Source organism: Polaromonas hydrogenivorans (assembly GCF_040105105.1).
GTDB classification, from domain to species: Bacteria; Pseudomonadota; Gammaproteobacteria; order Burkholderiales; family Burkholderiaceae_C; genus Polaromonas; species Polaromonas hydrogenivorans.
On the sequence record NZ_CP157679.1, the window covers coordinates 135,689 to 150,203 of the forward strand.

Consider the following 14,515-nt stretch of genomic DNA (forward strand, 5'->3'; position numbering starts at 1 on the left):
CACACAAGTCACCCATCGTTGAACTGCCGGGCATAACGGGCACCCTCGACGAAGACGGCAATCTCCTGCATGCCCAGCCAAATCGTCCTGGCGCCCGGTTCGCCATCGTGCTTTCTGCCCAGAAATCCCCCGCGCTGGGCAATCAGGCGCACCACGGTATTGAGCGTGGGCGTCTGCCGGGGCACGGGCTTTTTGTTCAGGATGAACGCCGCTCGCCACTCGTCGGGCTCGAACAACAGGTCGGCCGGTAAATCGGGCAAGGTGCGCCCCAGCCGCATCAAGCGGTTGATGCGCCAGGCAATGACCATGTACAGCGCCAGCGCGGTTTGCAGCCGTTCGGTGTCGGCCAGCTGCAAGCGCTCGACCCGGCAGCCCTCCTTGAGTACCAGGAAAAAAAGCTCAATTTCCCACCGAGCGCGGTACCAATTGACGAGCTCCACTGCGTCCTGCAGCGTGGATGCCACCCGGTTGGTCAGCAGGCGCCAGACCACCGGCTTGGCGCCCGCGGGCGCGTTGATTTCTGACGCAATGAGGCAAGTCACTTCGAGCTGGCCACCCTGGCGGTCGGGCAGCACGATGCGCTGGGCGCGCACCTCCTGCTCGACCGCGCGGGCCTTGCGTCCGCGACCGGCCGGCATCTCGAAGCGGATATGCCCCAGCGGCGCGCTGACCATGACTTCATCCCACAGCTTGCCCCCTTCGGGCAGCACCCGGTTGTGCTGGCAGCGCACCAGGTAGTCGGCCGCATGGTTCATCTTGCGGGCCATCAACAGCAGCGCCAGGATGTCCGACTCGCGGTCGCCGATGCACACATGGCGCGTGCCGGGCAGCTCGCGGGCCTGCTCGGCAATGCGCTCGTAACTTTCCACCCAGCGCAGGCTTTCGAGCACGCCGCCGCGCGGCGCATCGCCCGTCTTGAACTCGCGCGCCCAGGTCCAGCAGTTCATCACCCCCAGCGGCTCGCGCTGGGGCGTGACCACGTAGGTTGGGTGCAGGAGCAATCCGCGCTGGGCCTCGTAGCTCAGCGGCCCCAGGCCCGTCATCGCCTGCCCGTTGTAGTCCAGCTCGGTCGTGTCCTGCAGGCACAGCACTACCGCGTGCTCGCGGATACGGGTCACCGTCGCCTGGCGGTGGGCCGCCATCACCTCTTCACAGCTGACTTGCTCGTTGCGCAGAAACCGGTAGGCCGCTGCCGTCTCGGCCCAGTTCTCGCACGCCCCGGGAATGCTCGCTCCGGGCTTTTGCCCCAGCCGCTCGGCCAGCAGCACGGCGCGCCGGTTCAGACGCGGGTCACCTAAATCAATCGTCTCGAATTCCTGTTGCGCCCAGCCCATCCACTTGCCCCTTTAATTACTCCGATGCCTATGTTACGGACATGTGTGTAATGGGATGGGGCTGACTGGGTTGGTATCGGGTCCCCATGGCGTGATTGACGCCTGATTCACAGGGCAGCATCACTTCGAGTTCTTGCGGCATCATCTGCAGCCGTGCGATCAACTCACTGACTTTCATTGAACCCTCCCGGTGTCGGAAAACACAATCCATGGCGGCTTCAGATCACGCTCGCCCAGCACTGCAGCGAGTTCTCAAAGCAGACCTTCAGCAAAAACCTGGCGCCCGGCTAAGCTCCACTATTTGGATTGGTTGTAAAAGGTTGCATTTTATGTCATATTACACCCATTCAAACAAGGGGATGAACATGGCTGTTGCTTTGAAATTGTCGGATGAATTGGTGCAGGACGCAAAAGCCGTTGCGGCGGCCGAACACCGCTCTGTGCCCAAGCAAATCGAGTATTGGGCACGTATTGGGAAGGCCGTTTTGGAAAACCCGGAACTCCCGCTGCGATTGATTCAGGACACGATGCTGTCGCTTGAGGAGGCCAAAGCGGGCCGGGTTTCAGCGTACACATTCGGTTAGCCGGATGCCATTGGCCATTCTCACGACACCGTCGTTTGCCCGCATCGCGAAGAAGCTTCACGCAAAAGAAAAGAAGATATTGGACCAGGCGGTCAGGAATGTTGCCGATGATCCGACGATTGGCGAAGAAAAAAAAGGTGACCTGTCGGGGGTTTTTGTCTATAAATTCAAACTCAACAATCAAGAAACGTTGCTGGCGTACAGCTTGAATCCTGACAAGCGGGCACCTGACGAAGTGGTGTTGCTCGCTGTGGGGCCGCACGAAAACTTCTACTCGCAACTCAAGCGAGCGAGTTGATCCCGATGCGACCCGGAATTCTTGATTCGCCTGAACTATGCAGGCACGCAATGGGTCGGAAGACAAGGCCGGAAAATTGACAAGCATTTAACATAATCTACGGGGGTAATACGTTGACATCTGTGACAACCGAATAAGCACGGGCTGTTCTGCCCCAACAGGGGCTAGAACAATTGAGGAGCTGACTCGTTCACCAGCTTCACAACAGGATGATCTCGGCCCGGCCGCTGATGACCGGCTTGCACAGGATGTTGTAGTCGTCGGCATCAAAGCGGGCAGCCACCGTGTCGAGCTGGCGGGCCTGGGCTTCGCTGGCGGCGCTGCCCAGGTAATGCCAATTGCGGATGACATGGAACTGGCAGTCCTTCCCGTCGCGCTCGACCAGGGCGATGGCGCCAAGGTAGGGCCAGCAGGCCACGCGCAGCGCGTCCAGGCTGGCGAGCAGGCGGCTGGCCAGCACGGCGCGTGGTGTTTAACCTCAAGGGCAATGAGTCCCGCTTGATAGTTGCTGTAGCCCACAACGTGGGATTCGTGTATGTGAAGTTCATTGGCACTCATGCGCAATATGACGCTGTGGACGTCTGAACTGACGCTCGGGCTTCCTGTTCAATTGGAGTGACTACTGGCAAATGGTGCAGCACCTCGTGGTTTTCCAAAATTGCCATGACTCTTTCTGATTGGGTTTAGCGTCCGAGTTTTTTGCCACGCTCGCGCTGCTTTTTCTCCTCGTTTTGCATGGCTTCGCGCTCTTCGCTAAGGAACGTTCTCATGCCGCCCTCCCCGTCCTTGCTTTCGATCTGGTTACCAGGTGCAAACCGCCCGTGACCGGTGTCGATGCCGTCATATTCGAGCTTTTCAGTGAGTTCGGCTGTCTTGTACAGCCTCACTTTGTCCTGCCAGCGCACGGCCACGAACACCTCGTTGGAAGCCACGACAACGCCGCTGGCCGGGATGTCATGGTAGGCCTCGGGCGTTTTTAACCGTGCCATCACGCTGTGCTGGTCGGCTGCTGCTCTGGCCGCATCAATCTGCTGGTGAATATCAGCCAGCTGGGCAGGTTCTGAAAGCCGGTATTCTTCGGCAGCGTTCTCGGCGCCCACCACTTTTTGAGCCTCAGCGATTTCAGCCTGGGCATCTTGCCCGGCTTGGGTTTTTTCTTCTTGCTCCAGACGGTGCGCTTCGGCTTGAGCGGCCTGGGCAGCGGCTTCTTTGACCCGTGCCATCGCCTCTTGAACACCCTGGGCGGCCTCTGCGCCGGCCTGCTCGGAGGCCAGGGTCAACACTGGCGCAGCTGGTTTGATTGCGTCGACTAGCTCAACGCGGCTTGTCTTACCTGCTCCGGCGCGTCGCACATTGTGATGTTGCCCGGCTGGTAGGTGTCCCAGACCGTCATGTAAAGCGCCCGGCAATAGCATTCCACGGTGTGGTCCAGCAGCATCCACACGGCCAGCGGGCAGTTCATGCACACCACTGGCTGGGTCGGTTTGAGGTGCTGCGGGGCGTTCTTGAGCACGGGCGAGGTCGTCGGCAAATCGAGCGCGGGCGCCAGCCTCCCGTCTGTTGCGGGCAAGGATATGGGCAGGAGGCCGGCCTTGGTCTGGAGTTCGGCTGAGGACATGGGAAATTCCTTTGTGAAGCTGTTGCGGGGTCAGGTGAGACAAGCCCGGCGTGATGCCTTGGGCCATCTGGATGGCAGCAAGGCGCGCTTTGTCTGCCCGGGTGAGGGACACGCGGGCGAGTTCGTCCAGGTGCCTTGCCGATTGCGGCGCCTGGGCGGCTAAAAAGTCTTTGTAGAGGTCGGCGTTGGGTTTGTCATGCGCAGCGATAAGTTCCTTTTTATCTGATGTGATCTGTCTGGTCAGCGCGGCCTGGCGCTCGGCTTTAACGGCTTCTGGTGCCTCTGATTCCCCAATGACGGCCTTGGCTTGACGTTTGTGTTCGTCAATGGCTTGGCGCGCTGCTTTGAACTGCGCATCCCGGGCTTTCAGGTGTTCTGCGAACTCCCGCTGAAGGGTTTGGTCAATGACCTGGCCGGGCTCGCGGCGCGGCTGCGAGTAGGCTTTGGCAAGCTGCTCGGCGTAACACTGCTTCAAGATCGGCGCGGCTTCCATCCGGTAGTCCAGGTGCATGGCCTGGGTCAGGAAAGCGGCGGCGTCCATCACTTGGTCGCCGACCTGGATGCGCTGCTTTCCGGCGCCATTGGTCACGATGGTGCAGCGGCTGGTGTCCAGACCATGCGATTTGCTCACATGATCGAGCACCCGCCCGGCCTCCAGGTGGGCGACGATTTCCTGGTACTGGGCGGTCTGCGCCGCCCGCTCGATGACCTTGGCCGCGTTCATGTTGGCCACGTATTGGCCCATCATCGAATCCTCCTGGCGGTGCTCCGAAGTCCACTCACGGCCGGCTGTGAAGGCTTTTTGGCCGGTGCGGTCCAGGGCTTTGACCATTTCAGGGAGGGTGGCGAACTGCTCGGCGCTGGCGTAAATGCTGGCCTCGTGCCGGTGCCGGGTCATGGCGACGCCCAAATTTTCTTTGGTCATGCTTTTGTCGGCCAGGACAAATGCGGCGTCAACGGTCATGCCCTGGGATTTGTGGACGGTGACGGCATACCCATAATCGATGTGGACGCCTTTATCGGCCTCTTGCTGCGCTCGGAATTCAGTGGTGCGGCCACCACCCTCAAGGATGATGGTCACGGTGCCTTCTGCACTGATTTTGGACACGGTGCCGGTGCTGCCATTTTTCACATCCAGATCGCGGTCGGCTTTGGTGAACATGACCTTTTCCCCCACGGCCATGGGGAGTGTGCCCCGGCTGGTGGTCACGTCGATTTCGCTTTTGAGCTGGCGCTGCTTTTTGAGTTCGGCCCGCATCAGCTCGTTGAGCTCGATGCGGCTGGCATTGGTGTGAACCAGCACAATGCGGCTTTGCGCAGGGTTCATGATGCGGTGGGTGCTCCAGGCCCGGACCAGCGCAATTTGTGCATCCTTCTCGGTGTCTTCAAGGTGGACGCAGCCCTGCTCGGCATAGTCCTGCAGGCCTTCAATGTCGTGAACGGCGAACTTCTGGGAAGCCTGGCGCTGCCACTGGGTTTTCTGGCGCATGATTTCGCTCAGGCTGGCGACTTCGGCGCGTTCGCTGACCTCTACAAACGCATTGCCATACTCGACGGCGGCGAGCTGCCTGGCGTCGCCCACCAAGCGAAGGCGTGCGCCTGCAGCTTCTGTATAAGCCATGAGTTTTTCAAGGTCGCGCGATCCGACCATCCCGGCTTCGTCAACCACCAGCACGCTTTGGGCGTCCAGCGTGAGATTGCCTTTTTGGAGGTCTATCAGCATTCGGGCAATCGTGCGAGATTGAATGCCGGAATCGCGCTCCAGGTCTTCGGCGGTCTTGCCTTGCAAGATCGCACCATAGACAGTGAAGCCCTCTTTTTGGTAGGCTTGGCGCATCGCGGCCAGGACGAACGATTTCCCGGTGCCTGCAGCGCCATTGACCACGACCAGCTGCTTTCCTGAGCACAGCAGCTTGAAAGCTTCGCGCTGGCCTTGGTTGAAGGGCTTGGCGTCGATGACGGCCTGTTGTTGGGCAGCTGACACGGCTTTGACAGGAGCGCGGGCCATGCGCTCGGCCCGCTCGGTCAGACGCTTTTCAATGGCAACAATGGCGCTGGATGTGAACTGCATCCCGCGCTCATTGTTGCTGTGAATGACCAGCGCAGGGCAGGCCAGCACCGCTTTCATGGCGGCTTCGTATTGCGCGTGGCCGTCCGTGTTTTTGAGAAGGTGGCGCTCCAATGTGGCTTCTGAAAAGTGCGACTGGTTGAACGTCAGGGTGTCGATGACTTCGCCGGGTGCAGCCATGATCTGCTCCCCGGCGGCGTTGGCTTCGAGCAGCTGGTCGGTGGTGCGAAGGTACGTTGCGTTCAGCCTGGCACTGGTGAAGTCTTCAATGTGCGTGTGGTGGGCGGCCTGCTCCACTTGAAACACGTTCATGTATTTAACCAGCGCGTCGATCTGTGACTGTGCTAAAACCTGCGGTCCGGCCAGCCGTTCGATGGCGGCCTCGTTTTTTTTAGGGTTGACGTAGCCAAAGGTGCTTTCAAGCTCAACAAAATGGGCAACTTCAATCCTGTCGAGCAGGTACGTTTTTTGCTTGTCAGTCGCTTTCACATAATGCTGCAGATAAAATTTAGATGACGGGGTGAGGTACTTGATTTCACGCGCCCTGTCGCGCCACTTTTGCAGCAAAAGATCTCGCCTGGTTTTTGCCGCCTGGATCTGCTCCGGGCTCTGCTGGTTTGATCTCCTTGCATAGAAATCAACCTTCTCTTGCATGGGCTTGGACACGAATTCGGAACTGAACTGGTAATCCTTGAGGCGGACATTTTGCTTTTCGCCAGGCAGCTTCAGTTGCAGGTATTCCCCACCCTTGCCTTCACTTACTTCACCCATGGTTTTGAGCATCGCCATGAAGGCTTGCGGGCTTTCAATCTTCTGCGCCATCATCTGATCGCGGACCATTGCCAATATGTTTTGATTTCGGCCGGTAAACACATCTTCCTTGATCCGAGAAATAATGTCTGCTTCGCTGGTGAACTCGGTTCTACGGTTGTCCTTGGGTGAAGCCAATCCATATTTTTGATTGATGGATTCCTGAAACGCATCAATCACATCCATTGTCTTGTCTTTGGATGCATATTTGGCAGTGAGCATTTCAAAGACCGACTCACGCTTGCCTGTGACTAGATTTGATTTGGGAATAACAAAGTGGATGTGCGGATAACGCGCAACCGTCTCATACAGCTTTGTTTTGGAGTTCCACTTTTGCTCAGTGGCCATTTTCGGCATATGGGCTTCAGCATATAAATAGATCTCATCTTCACCAAAGGCTTGGTTGATGAAGTTTTTAAAGTCAGCCGTGATGGCCTGTAATACCTCTATTGAAATATCCTTTTCTTTAAAAGACAAGGTAATGTGATCGTAGCGCTCGTGTTCAGAGTCTCTTGAATGGATAATGCTGTCGCATATGTCCAGGTCACCTTCCAACACAATGCGCTGATCGATTTGATCGCGTGACAAAGTCCGGCCTTGTTTTTTACCATCTTCAAAATATTCTTTAATCCCTGAATTACCGCCACCAAAGGCAAAGACGGCCATTCAAAATGCCTTTTTTATGGTCACTGAAATAGTCAGTAGCTCGTCCAGAATTGAGGCATAGGTGGCAGGAGTGACCAATCCGACGAGATTGTCAGAATTGAGCCGGTGCGCAATTTGGTTCAGGTTGCGGCTGCTGGCCGCCAGCAAGAAGTTGCGGCGGTGCATGTCTGGATCGGACGCAATGTGCTTGACCATGCGTTTTTGACCAACGATCACCGTCTCATTGTTGATGACGGCTTCGCGCATGAATTCTGAAATCTTCATGCCCGACCGGGCAATCTTGGCATCCCAAACATCGGCATCCTCATGACTCAATCTAAATGAATAAAGGTGCGGATAGTTGCCGCCTGCGTCTGCTGTCCTGGACATTCCTGGCTCCTGTGCGTAGCACGGCTGTTTGGTATCGGTATTAGGGGATCAAAGGGGACACCCTTTGGCACGGTCTGGATACGATAAGCGCAGCGTTCGTATACAGACTGTCGTGCCTAAATTCTAGGCCGTGAAATACTCAATCATAGACAACAAAATACAAATTATTCGTTAATGATAAAAAATGCCAAAGTTATTTATTCATGCACAATTTTTGAAATTTCGTCACCATTGCATGGTCAAAACTACATTAAATAATAATAAAACCAAATAAATAATTAATGCTATATTTAATGATTGGCGACACTTATTAAACACAAGTCAGTCAATTTAATGATTCACTGCCAGGAAAAATATCGGATTCAGGAAGCCACATGGCAAGAAAGGAAGATGTCGTTGCAGACTTAAAAAGCTTACTTGAGACAGACACGGAGCGAAGCAAGATGGTCCAGATTTGGGAGGTCTATAAAGAGATCGTTGAGCTGCAACAAGCAGGTATCCGGATGAAATATATTGAGGCTCGCCTCAATGAACGCGGCTTTGCCTTGAAGCCTGGCAACCTGACAAGCTACCTGTCCCAGATCAGAAAAAAGAAAGGAATTCAAAAAACGATAGCGGCCCAAAGGGAGGCGAACACGAAAAATTCAGAGCAGTGCACCACCCCGGCTGCACCGGTTTTGTTGAATAAGGGGAAACCGGCAGGTGTAGCGGCAACGCCAAAAAAACGAGCAGCAATTACATCCGACGATGTGAAAAACTCATTCTCGGAAATAAAAGACTTCTCTCGATACGATGATTAACCAAAGAAAATTTTAAGATGAAAAAAATTGTTTGTGTTTTGGCTCTTACGGGCAAAGTCGGTAAATCCACATTTGTCAATAATGTTCTGGCGCCTCGCATGCCTAACGCCAAAATTTACCGGCTTGAGACCATTAACCTGTCTGGCATGTCTGAAACCGAAGTCGTGAAAATGAAGGGACAGGATATTGTCAAGCTTCAAAATGAATTGGCCAAGGTCAATTCAGGAATTATCGATGTTGGAGCCTCGAACGTCGAAGCTTTTATGCTGGCATTGGCACAGCAACCAGGCGCGCACAGGGATTATGATTATTTTATAATTCCGATTGAAGCGACCGATAAAAAATCAGATGCAATTGATGAATTTTTATCCTTGGTTGAATTGTTGAATAAACAAGGTGTCGAGCCTGAGCGAATCAAAGTGCTTTTCAATAAATTGGCTGTGAATGATGACCTTGAATATGAAATGCGAAAAATCATCAAAGCCCATCAGATGGATGGTTTTTTTACCCTGGACAAGCGTGCGGTCATTCACAACTCCCCTGCCTTTGCAGCGTTGAGTGAGGTTAAAAAAACATTTTCAGTCATGTGTGGTGACACATCAGATTACCGCAGTGAATTCAGAGCAACGCCGATTGAAAATGAAGCACGGCGTCTTGAATTAACCAAATTAATGCGTGCTCAAAGTTCTGTCAAGCCTGTTCTGACAGAATTCGATACGGTGTTTGAAGTCTTGTTTGAAGAGAATTATTAATGGCACAACAGCTAACCGATTCTATTGCTTCCCAGATAATGGGAGAAATTGATGTTGTGACACGCAATATTGATAATCTGCAGGGTCGTATCGAATTTCAACTGAAGCATCAGGAATTTATTGGTTTCCAGATAGACGATACAAAAAAACAGTTCGCTTGCGCACTGACTAATCTGATTACCGAGGCTGAAGCACTCAAGGCAACTCAAGTCACATTGATTCAAGACCAATTGGCGGTATCAATGGTGCAGATTGAAGCGAAGACAAACGCCCAGATTAAGGTATTTGCAGCAGCGAGCAAAGAGATGTCAATAGAGGAAATTAATGCCATTGCAGACAGTACTCATCATGCGAGTCAAGTCGCTGTTGAGGGCGCACTCAAGGGGATCGAACGCAAGTTTGAAGAGGCGCTGGACAGCATCGCGGATGCCAATAAATCGTTCGCTAATATCAAAGACATGTTCATCAAGGATGTAAAGCAATGCGTAGAAGGCGCCGAAAAAGCCGTCAAAAAATATGACCTGGCGTTGCAAATAAGTGCATCCCAGCACCGACCAATTAGTACCTGGGAGTTTGTCTTGCTGGCCGTGTTGGCATCAACAATTAGTGCAGGTGGTTTGGTGCTTTACATGAGTCAGCGCGCAGCAGGTAAAGATGCTGGACAAGCAGCATTGGCAGCGCATGGCGCCAAATTTAAGGAGATTTATCCACAACTGGATGCAAAGACACAAGAAAAAATTATCAAACTTTGGAAATAAGTGGCTGTTTTTGATCGCCTCAATGATGAGGCACGGCTTATCACACTGATCTGTACTAGCCAGACATCATCACTACCAACATGTAAAAGGCGGCTCAGCCCTTCACGTCCTGAAATCTGGATAGCCATCTGGGCGCAATCCGCCCTCTTCCACAGCACTCAAAGTATTGGACACCCACGTATCTTTTGCCGCAAAAGTATGCCTCAACAGTAAGTTAACAACTTTTGGCTGAGTGCAATGCATAAAAAATTAGCCCTGCTAAAAACGTCATGATGAGCACAGACCTTGTGACAACGATGCTTTTTTCAAAACAAGGGCAGCAACATGTTTTGAATTTTTATCAGAAATAAACAATAGAAATTAAAGAAGTGACAAAAGTAGCCAGGCTACATGACACAACAAACTGTAAACTATGACAAAACAAATTGACTTTGAAAAAATCATCACTGATGGCTTGAATAACATTCCTGATGCTGATATTGATGAATATCAACTTATTGGTGGAACATTTGAAGTTTATGAAGACATTTCAGGACATGTATATTTTCACGCCGAAACGTTGAGGAGCAAGGGCTGGCTTGCAAAACAATTCCCTTCACTTGCCGAATTATTAAAACCTAAGTTTGACCATGGTGATTCAATGCAGATTGCATTCAGGACAGTGCATACATACGATTGCATGCTCAGCCCTGAGGAATTCAAGAAAAATTTGCTCCAAAATCTTCCAAAACTATTAGCTGAAATGTCAAGGATGAACATAGGACGGGTACTTGAAGATAGAGATTTATATAAAAATCTCATAAGTAATTACCTGAAACTGCGACGATGAGCGTGCAATGAGTGCTACATGCATTTCGTATTACTTTTTAATGTCGTTTTTTACATTTATGGGACCTCACAAATGTTTTTGAATGAGGCAGATGCAAGAGTTTTCATCTCGTTAATAAGTTAGCTTTAATACAGGAAGAATGCTTATTTTTCTATCCAGCTGCCTAACCGAATAGATATACCGATTTAAACGCCTTAAGCGACGTTTTTCGTTGGCGAGGATTCCCCAGCCAGCGATAGATTCCGAGAGGGCTGGTGGCCGTGAAAATGACCTGTGTGGTGATGAAGCCGGGTGCGCAGCTTGCGCATTACAAAGTGTCGAGCGTTGTCATTTCGATCATGATTTTTAGCCGTCTGGCCTGCTGGTTTGGCGGCGGCTTCGGGTGCTGGTACTGCTGGGCGTTCAGTCATCTCCTTTTTGCACAACAAAAAATCACTGCAATGAGTGGCTAAGGGGAGTCCTATTGGGGCGACCTTGCGCAGCATGGTCGAATTTAGTTTGCGAGACCGCTTTTTTCGTTTGTCTGGCTAGTTGCCCACAAAAACCAGCGCGCCAACTATAGAAAAACCATTCAGGAAAGACTATCGGGGGCACCACCTATAGGTTTACGAGGTCATGGCCGGCGTGCGGGCCGCTGTCACGGCTGCTTTGCAAGGTTCGGCCATCAAGGATGACGGCGCTGGGCTAGCCTTGGCGGCCTTGAGCGATCCGGATGATCGAGTGCATGTCGCTGACCATGCCTCAAAACAGCCCGCTTCGCTCCAGCGGCGAAACTGCTGGTAAACCATCGGCCAAGGTGGCAAATCATAGGGTAGCGTGCGCCACGCTGCCCCGGCCCGGATTAGCCAGCGCAGCGCGTTGAATACTTCGCGCAGGGCTCAAGCGCCGCAGGTGCGCATGTTCGTTAATCAAGCTAAGGTAACGCGCAACGAAGTTCCATTCTTCGTCGCTCCACATCGCGGGGATAGGGCTTCTGGGTCATTCGCAGGAATTAGGGATAACTTCGAAAAAATCAGCCCCGAATTCATAACACCCTCTAGCTGGGCTAGCTTCAAAAGGGTTTAACTTTTAATCAGAAAGTCATCTTTTGTGTAGCCTGCTGCCAGTTGAGCCGCCAGCCAGGCAGGCGATTTACCTCGTCCTGTCCAGGTTTTTCCGCTTTCATGGTCCTGGTATTTGGCCGCGACCACACCGCGTTTGTCATTGGCAGGGCGCTTGACGGATGAGCCTTTGCCTAAAAAGCCTAAATCTGCAGCAGTCAACCCGTGGGTTTTGATGAGTTCCTTGGCCGAAGCGATGGCCTGCATGCGTTCGCCTTTTCGCTCTTCATCGAGCTTTTTGCGCAATTCATTGACGATGGCTTCGGCTTCCTGGATTTGTTGCTGCAGTGTGGATGCTTGGGTCATGGTTATATTCGGTAGAAATGTAAAAACCTGATTGTACGCAGTGCTCACGACTCTGAATTAGAAAAATACTACCGATGGCCTCTGGGGAAATTTACTCGACTATAAACCTAAGATATTTCTTGAAAAATAACTATCTATTACATCTTTATTTCTGGCATTCTCGTTTCTCCCACTGCTTTTTTAAGTTGAAGTTTTCAGCATAACGAGAGGCGAGAGTAATTCTTAGCCATATAGTCACGGCTCTTACCGATGGCGGTCAACTGAACTTGAGTATCCTGCGCATTTTTCACTGCCTGGAGCTGACGCTTCTATCCTTCTGCGTTGGGAAGTGCTCGTCATCACCCCACTCGCGGTGCGCTCAATTTACATTCTTCTTGGAAGCAAGTTTCGCGGCCTTTTGGGCTTTTTCACGCTGGGCCGTGTAAAGCGCACGGATGTGGTCTGCTATGGCGCAGTAAGTCACGGCATTTTCTTCACTCGCATTTGTCGCATGGAGGAAAGCATGGAAATGCCGGTCGTTGACCCAGAACGTGCCTTCGGCCGAATAGTCATCGAGCGCATCGGCAAAGTTCTGCACGTCCTGCTCGGTGGCAAAGAAATCCGTGAAGAACGTGGCCGGTGTGCCCAGTCCGGCTTCCACCGCTGCGGTCAGGCTGTCGAGCATTTCGTTCATCATGGATTCGTCGAAATCCTCGCTGATGTTCTTGAATGGCGTGAGTTTTCTGGTCCGGGGGTCGTAGCCCCCTCGCCCCTCAAGCCGCTCCAGGAATTCGGGCAGTTCCGCCGCAGGCGTCTGGCTGTCGATACCGTCGTAGGAGATGGGCGTGAAACGGGGCTTGTAGGCAGCGACCATGGGGTCCTTGTTTGTAGGGTGGTGGAATGGGTCATGCGTCATGGGTCGCAAGGAGACCCGGGTGAGCGCCCATGACAGGTTGGGCAATTTGACCATGGCACCCGACATGGACGACTTTTCAATATGCCCGGATTCCTCAACATCCAACGGGATGCACCCGGGCCAGGGCCCAAAGTTACCCCTCCAAAGTGTTGCCTAGGCTGTGGATAACCGCCTGAACAACTGGCCAGAATGGCGTCAGCGTTGACGATGCCGGCGATGCTCAAAAAACAGGCAGATATGGTGGAGCGGCGAACCTGCGCATTCACGGCCGTTCTTCACGTTACCTGCGTCGCGTGGTGGGCGCCACATTCCTTGTCGTCAGGATGCCGTCCAACCCGGGCTTGCCGGGCTTTGTGTCATTTTCTGCCGACAAGGTACGCAACGCCTTCTGGCCCATAGCGCTCGGCGTGCGGCTCGCCCGCGAGCAGATGGAACACCTGGCCAGCCTGATAGGTCTGCTCGGCAAGTGCGGTTTTTATCCGCAATTCACCGCTGAGGATGAGCGCTTTCGCTTCGAACGGATGCGTGTGCATGACCAGGAACCCATCGGGCTCCCGCGTCACCGTCACCGCTTGCTCAAATCCTTCTGCGGCCAGGATGTGGCCAAATTCTTCGCGTTCCATTTTTCCTTGCCTCCACCGGTCCAGCGTGTCAGGTCCCTATAGTCCCAAGGTTTCTTCAACCATGAGTAAGGCAATTATTGCTTGCCGGACGCCAGGCTGTACCGCAAGGGCAAGACGGCAAGCGAGTTCATGGGCCACACGCTGAGCGACAACCGCCACGGCTTGATTGCCAGGGCCGTGGTGACGCGGGCAGATGGTTACGCCGAGCGCGAAGCGGCGAAAGTCATGATTCACGATGCCCGGCAAGCCTTGGCGGACGAGCAAGCCGCCATTACGCTGGGCGCGGACAAAGGCTATGACGCCAAAGAGTTCATCGAGGCATGCCTGGTGATGGGCGTCACGCCGCATGTGGCGCAAAACACCTCGGGCAGGCGCTTGGCGGTGCCCGATGAGATTGCCCAAAGTGAAGGCTATGCCGTCTCGCAGCAAAAGAGAAAGCTCATCGAGCAGGGCTTTGGCTGGGCCAAAACGGTGGGCCAGATTCGCCAGGTGATGGTGCGCGGCTTACAGCGGGTCGACCAGATGTTTGTGTTGACGATGGCTGCGTATAACTTGACGCGTATGCGCACGTTGGGACAAATCTGTCTGCAGGGGCAATAAAGGGATAAAAAAGGCGGACCGGTGTACTTTCGAGCCATCGGCAGCAGTTCAGAAAGGCACTGTAATTTCCAAATATGAAAGATAACCGCAAAAATAAACCACTTC

The 14,515-nt window shown here is 53.3% G+C and carries 14 protein-coding genes and 3 pseudogenes; 9 read left to right on the forward strand and 8 right to left on the reverse strand.

Annotated features, from left to right (window positions below):
• Positions 1 to 8: 8 nt before the first annotated feature.
• Entirely contained in the window at positions 9 to 1,334 is a 1,326-nt protein-coding gene (locus ABLV49_RS25475) for an IS4 family transposase (RefSeq protein WP_349283155.1), read from the reverse strand.
• 365 nt (positions 1,335 to 1,699) lie between these two features.
• Between ABLV49_RS25475 and ABLV49_RS25480 the strand changes: the two genes are divergently transcribed.
• On the forward strand, positions 1,700 to 1,918 hold the full coding sequence (locus tag ABLV49_RS25480) for a TA system antitoxin ParD family protein (RefSeq protein WP_348535239.1): 219 nt from the start codon (positions 1,700 to 1,702) through the stop codon (positions 1,916 to 1,918).
• A 4-nt stretch (positions 1,919 to 1,922) separates the two neighbouring features.
• Complete coding sequence (locus tag ABLV49_RS25485; RefSeq protein WP_349283159.1) at positions 1,923 to 2,216, forward strand: type II toxin-antitoxin system RelE/ParE family toxin; 294 nt, start codon at positions 1,923 to 1,925, stop codon at positions 2,214 to 2,216.
• A gap of 199 nt (positions 2,217 to 2,415) precedes the next feature.
• On the opposite strand, the gene ABLV49_RS25490 is transcribed toward ABLV49_RS25485, so the two are convergent.
• Positions 2,416 to 2,676 (reverse strand): hypothetical protein, encoded by a 261-nt coding sequence (locus ABLV49_RS25490; RefSeq protein WP_349283161.1) that lies wholly within the window; start codon positions 2,674 to 2,676, stop codon positions 2,416 to 2,418.
• On the opposite strand from ABLV49_RS25490, the pseudogene ABLV49_RS25495 reads away from it, so the two are divergent.
• Positions 2,676 to 2,801 (forward strand): annotated as a pseudogene (locus tag ABLV49_RS25495) (type II toxin-antitoxin system HigB family toxin); the annotation flags it as partial. The gene ABLV49_RS25490 and the pseudogene ABLV49_RS25495 sit on opposite strands and share 1 nt — an antisense overlap.
• A gap of 98 nt (positions 2,802 to 2,899) precedes the next feature.
• Here ABLV49_RS25495 and ABLV49_RS25500 read toward each other — a convergent pair.
• A complete protein-coding gene (locus ABLV49_RS25500; protein ID WP_349283162.1) occupies positions 2,900 to 7,378 on the reverse strand; it encodes an AAA family ATPase in 4,479 nt (1,492 codons plus the stop codon).
• Complete coding sequence (locus ABLV49_RS25505; RefSeq protein WP_349283164.1) at positions 7,379 to 7,747, reverse strand: plasmid mobilization protein; 369 nt, start codon at positions 7,745 to 7,747, stop codon at positions 7,379 to 7,381.
• A gap of 374 nt (positions 7,748 to 8,121) precedes the next feature.
• On the opposite strand from ABLV49_RS25505, the gene ABLV49_RS25510 reads away from it, so the two are divergent.
• The 5 genes from ABLV49_RS25510 to ABLV49_RS25530 all read left to right on the forward strand — a co-directional run bounded on the left by ABLV49_RS25510 (position 8,122) and on the right by ABLV49_RS25530 (position 11,338).
• Positions 8,122 to 8,547 carry a hypothetical protein gene (locus ABLV49_RS25510; protein WP_349283166.1) on the forward strand — a complete coding sequence of 142 codons (426 nt, stop codon included), beginning with the start codon at positions 8,122 to 8,124 and terminating at the stop codon, positions 8,545 to 8,547.
• Between the two features lie 17 nt (positions 8,548 to 8,564).
• Complete coding sequence (locus tag ABLV49_RS25515) at positions 8,565 to 9,299, forward strand: hypothetical protein (protein ID WP_349283167.1); 735 nt, start codon at positions 8,565 to 8,567, stop codon at positions 9,297 to 9,299.
• Positions 9,299 to 10,057: a hypothetical protein gene (locus ABLV49_RS25520; protein ID WP_349283169.1), complete on the forward strand. Its 759-nt coding sequence runs from the start codon at positions 9,299 to 9,301 to the stop codon at positions 10,055 to 10,057. The genes ABLV49_RS25515 and ABLV49_RS25520 overlap by 1 nt, the downstream gene beginning before the upstream one ends.
• A gap of 412 nt (positions 10,058 to 10,469) precedes the next feature.
• Positions 10,470 to 10,886, forward strand: a complete 417-nt coding sequence (locus tag ABLV49_RS25525; protein WP_349283171.1) for a hypothetical protein — start codon at positions 10,470 to 10,472, stop codon at positions 10,884 to 10,886.
• A 260-nt stretch (positions 10,887 to 11,146) separates the two neighbouring features.
• Positions 11,147 to 11,338 carry a hypothetical protein gene (locus ABLV49_RS25530; protein WP_349283173.1) on the forward strand — a complete coding sequence of 64 codons (192 nt, stop codon included), beginning with the start codon at positions 11,147 to 11,149 and terminating at the stop codon, positions 11,336 to 11,338.
• A 160-nt stretch (positions 11,339 to 11,498) separates the two neighbouring features.
• On the opposite strand, the pseudogene ABLV49_RS25535 reads toward ABLV49_RS25530, so the two are convergent.
• The 4 genes and pseudogenes from ABLV49_RS25535 to ABLV49_RS25550 form a co-directional block, all read right to left on the reverse strand.
• Positions 11,499 to 11,868: pseudogene (locus ABLV49_RS25535) on the reverse strand (transposase); the annotation flags it as partial.
• Positions 11,869 to 11,947: 79 nt separating this feature from the next.
• The gene (locus ABLV49_RS25540; RefSeq protein ID WP_349283175.1) at positions 11,948 to 12,292 is read right to left on the reverse strand and encodes an H-NS histone family protein; all 345 of its coding nucleotides are present in this window, start codon (positions 12,290 to 12,292) and stop codon (positions 11,948 to 11,950) included.
• A 358-nt stretch (positions 12,293 to 12,650) separates the two neighbouring features.
• Positions 12,651 to 13,292, reverse strand: a complete 642-nt coding sequence (locus tag ABLV49_RS25545; protein ID WP_349283177.1) for a hypothetical protein — start codon at positions 13,290 to 13,292, stop codon at positions 12,651 to 12,653.
• A gap of 251 nt (positions 13,293 to 13,543) precedes the next feature.
• Positions 13,544 to 13,810 carry a cupin domain-containing protein gene (locus ABLV49_RS25550; RefSeq protein ID WP_349283179.1) on the reverse strand — a complete coding sequence of 89 codons (267 nt, stop codon included), beginning with the start codon at positions 13,808 to 13,810 and terminating at the stop codon, positions 13,544 to 13,546.
• 84 nt (positions 13,811 to 13,894) lie between these two features.
• On the opposite strand from ABLV49_RS25550, the pseudogene ABLV49_RS25555 reads away from it, so the two are divergent.
• A pseudogene (locus tag ABLV49_RS25555) lies at positions 13,895 to 14,410 on the forward strand (transposase); the annotation flags it as partial.
• Positions 14,411 to 14,515 lie beyond the last annotated feature (105 nt).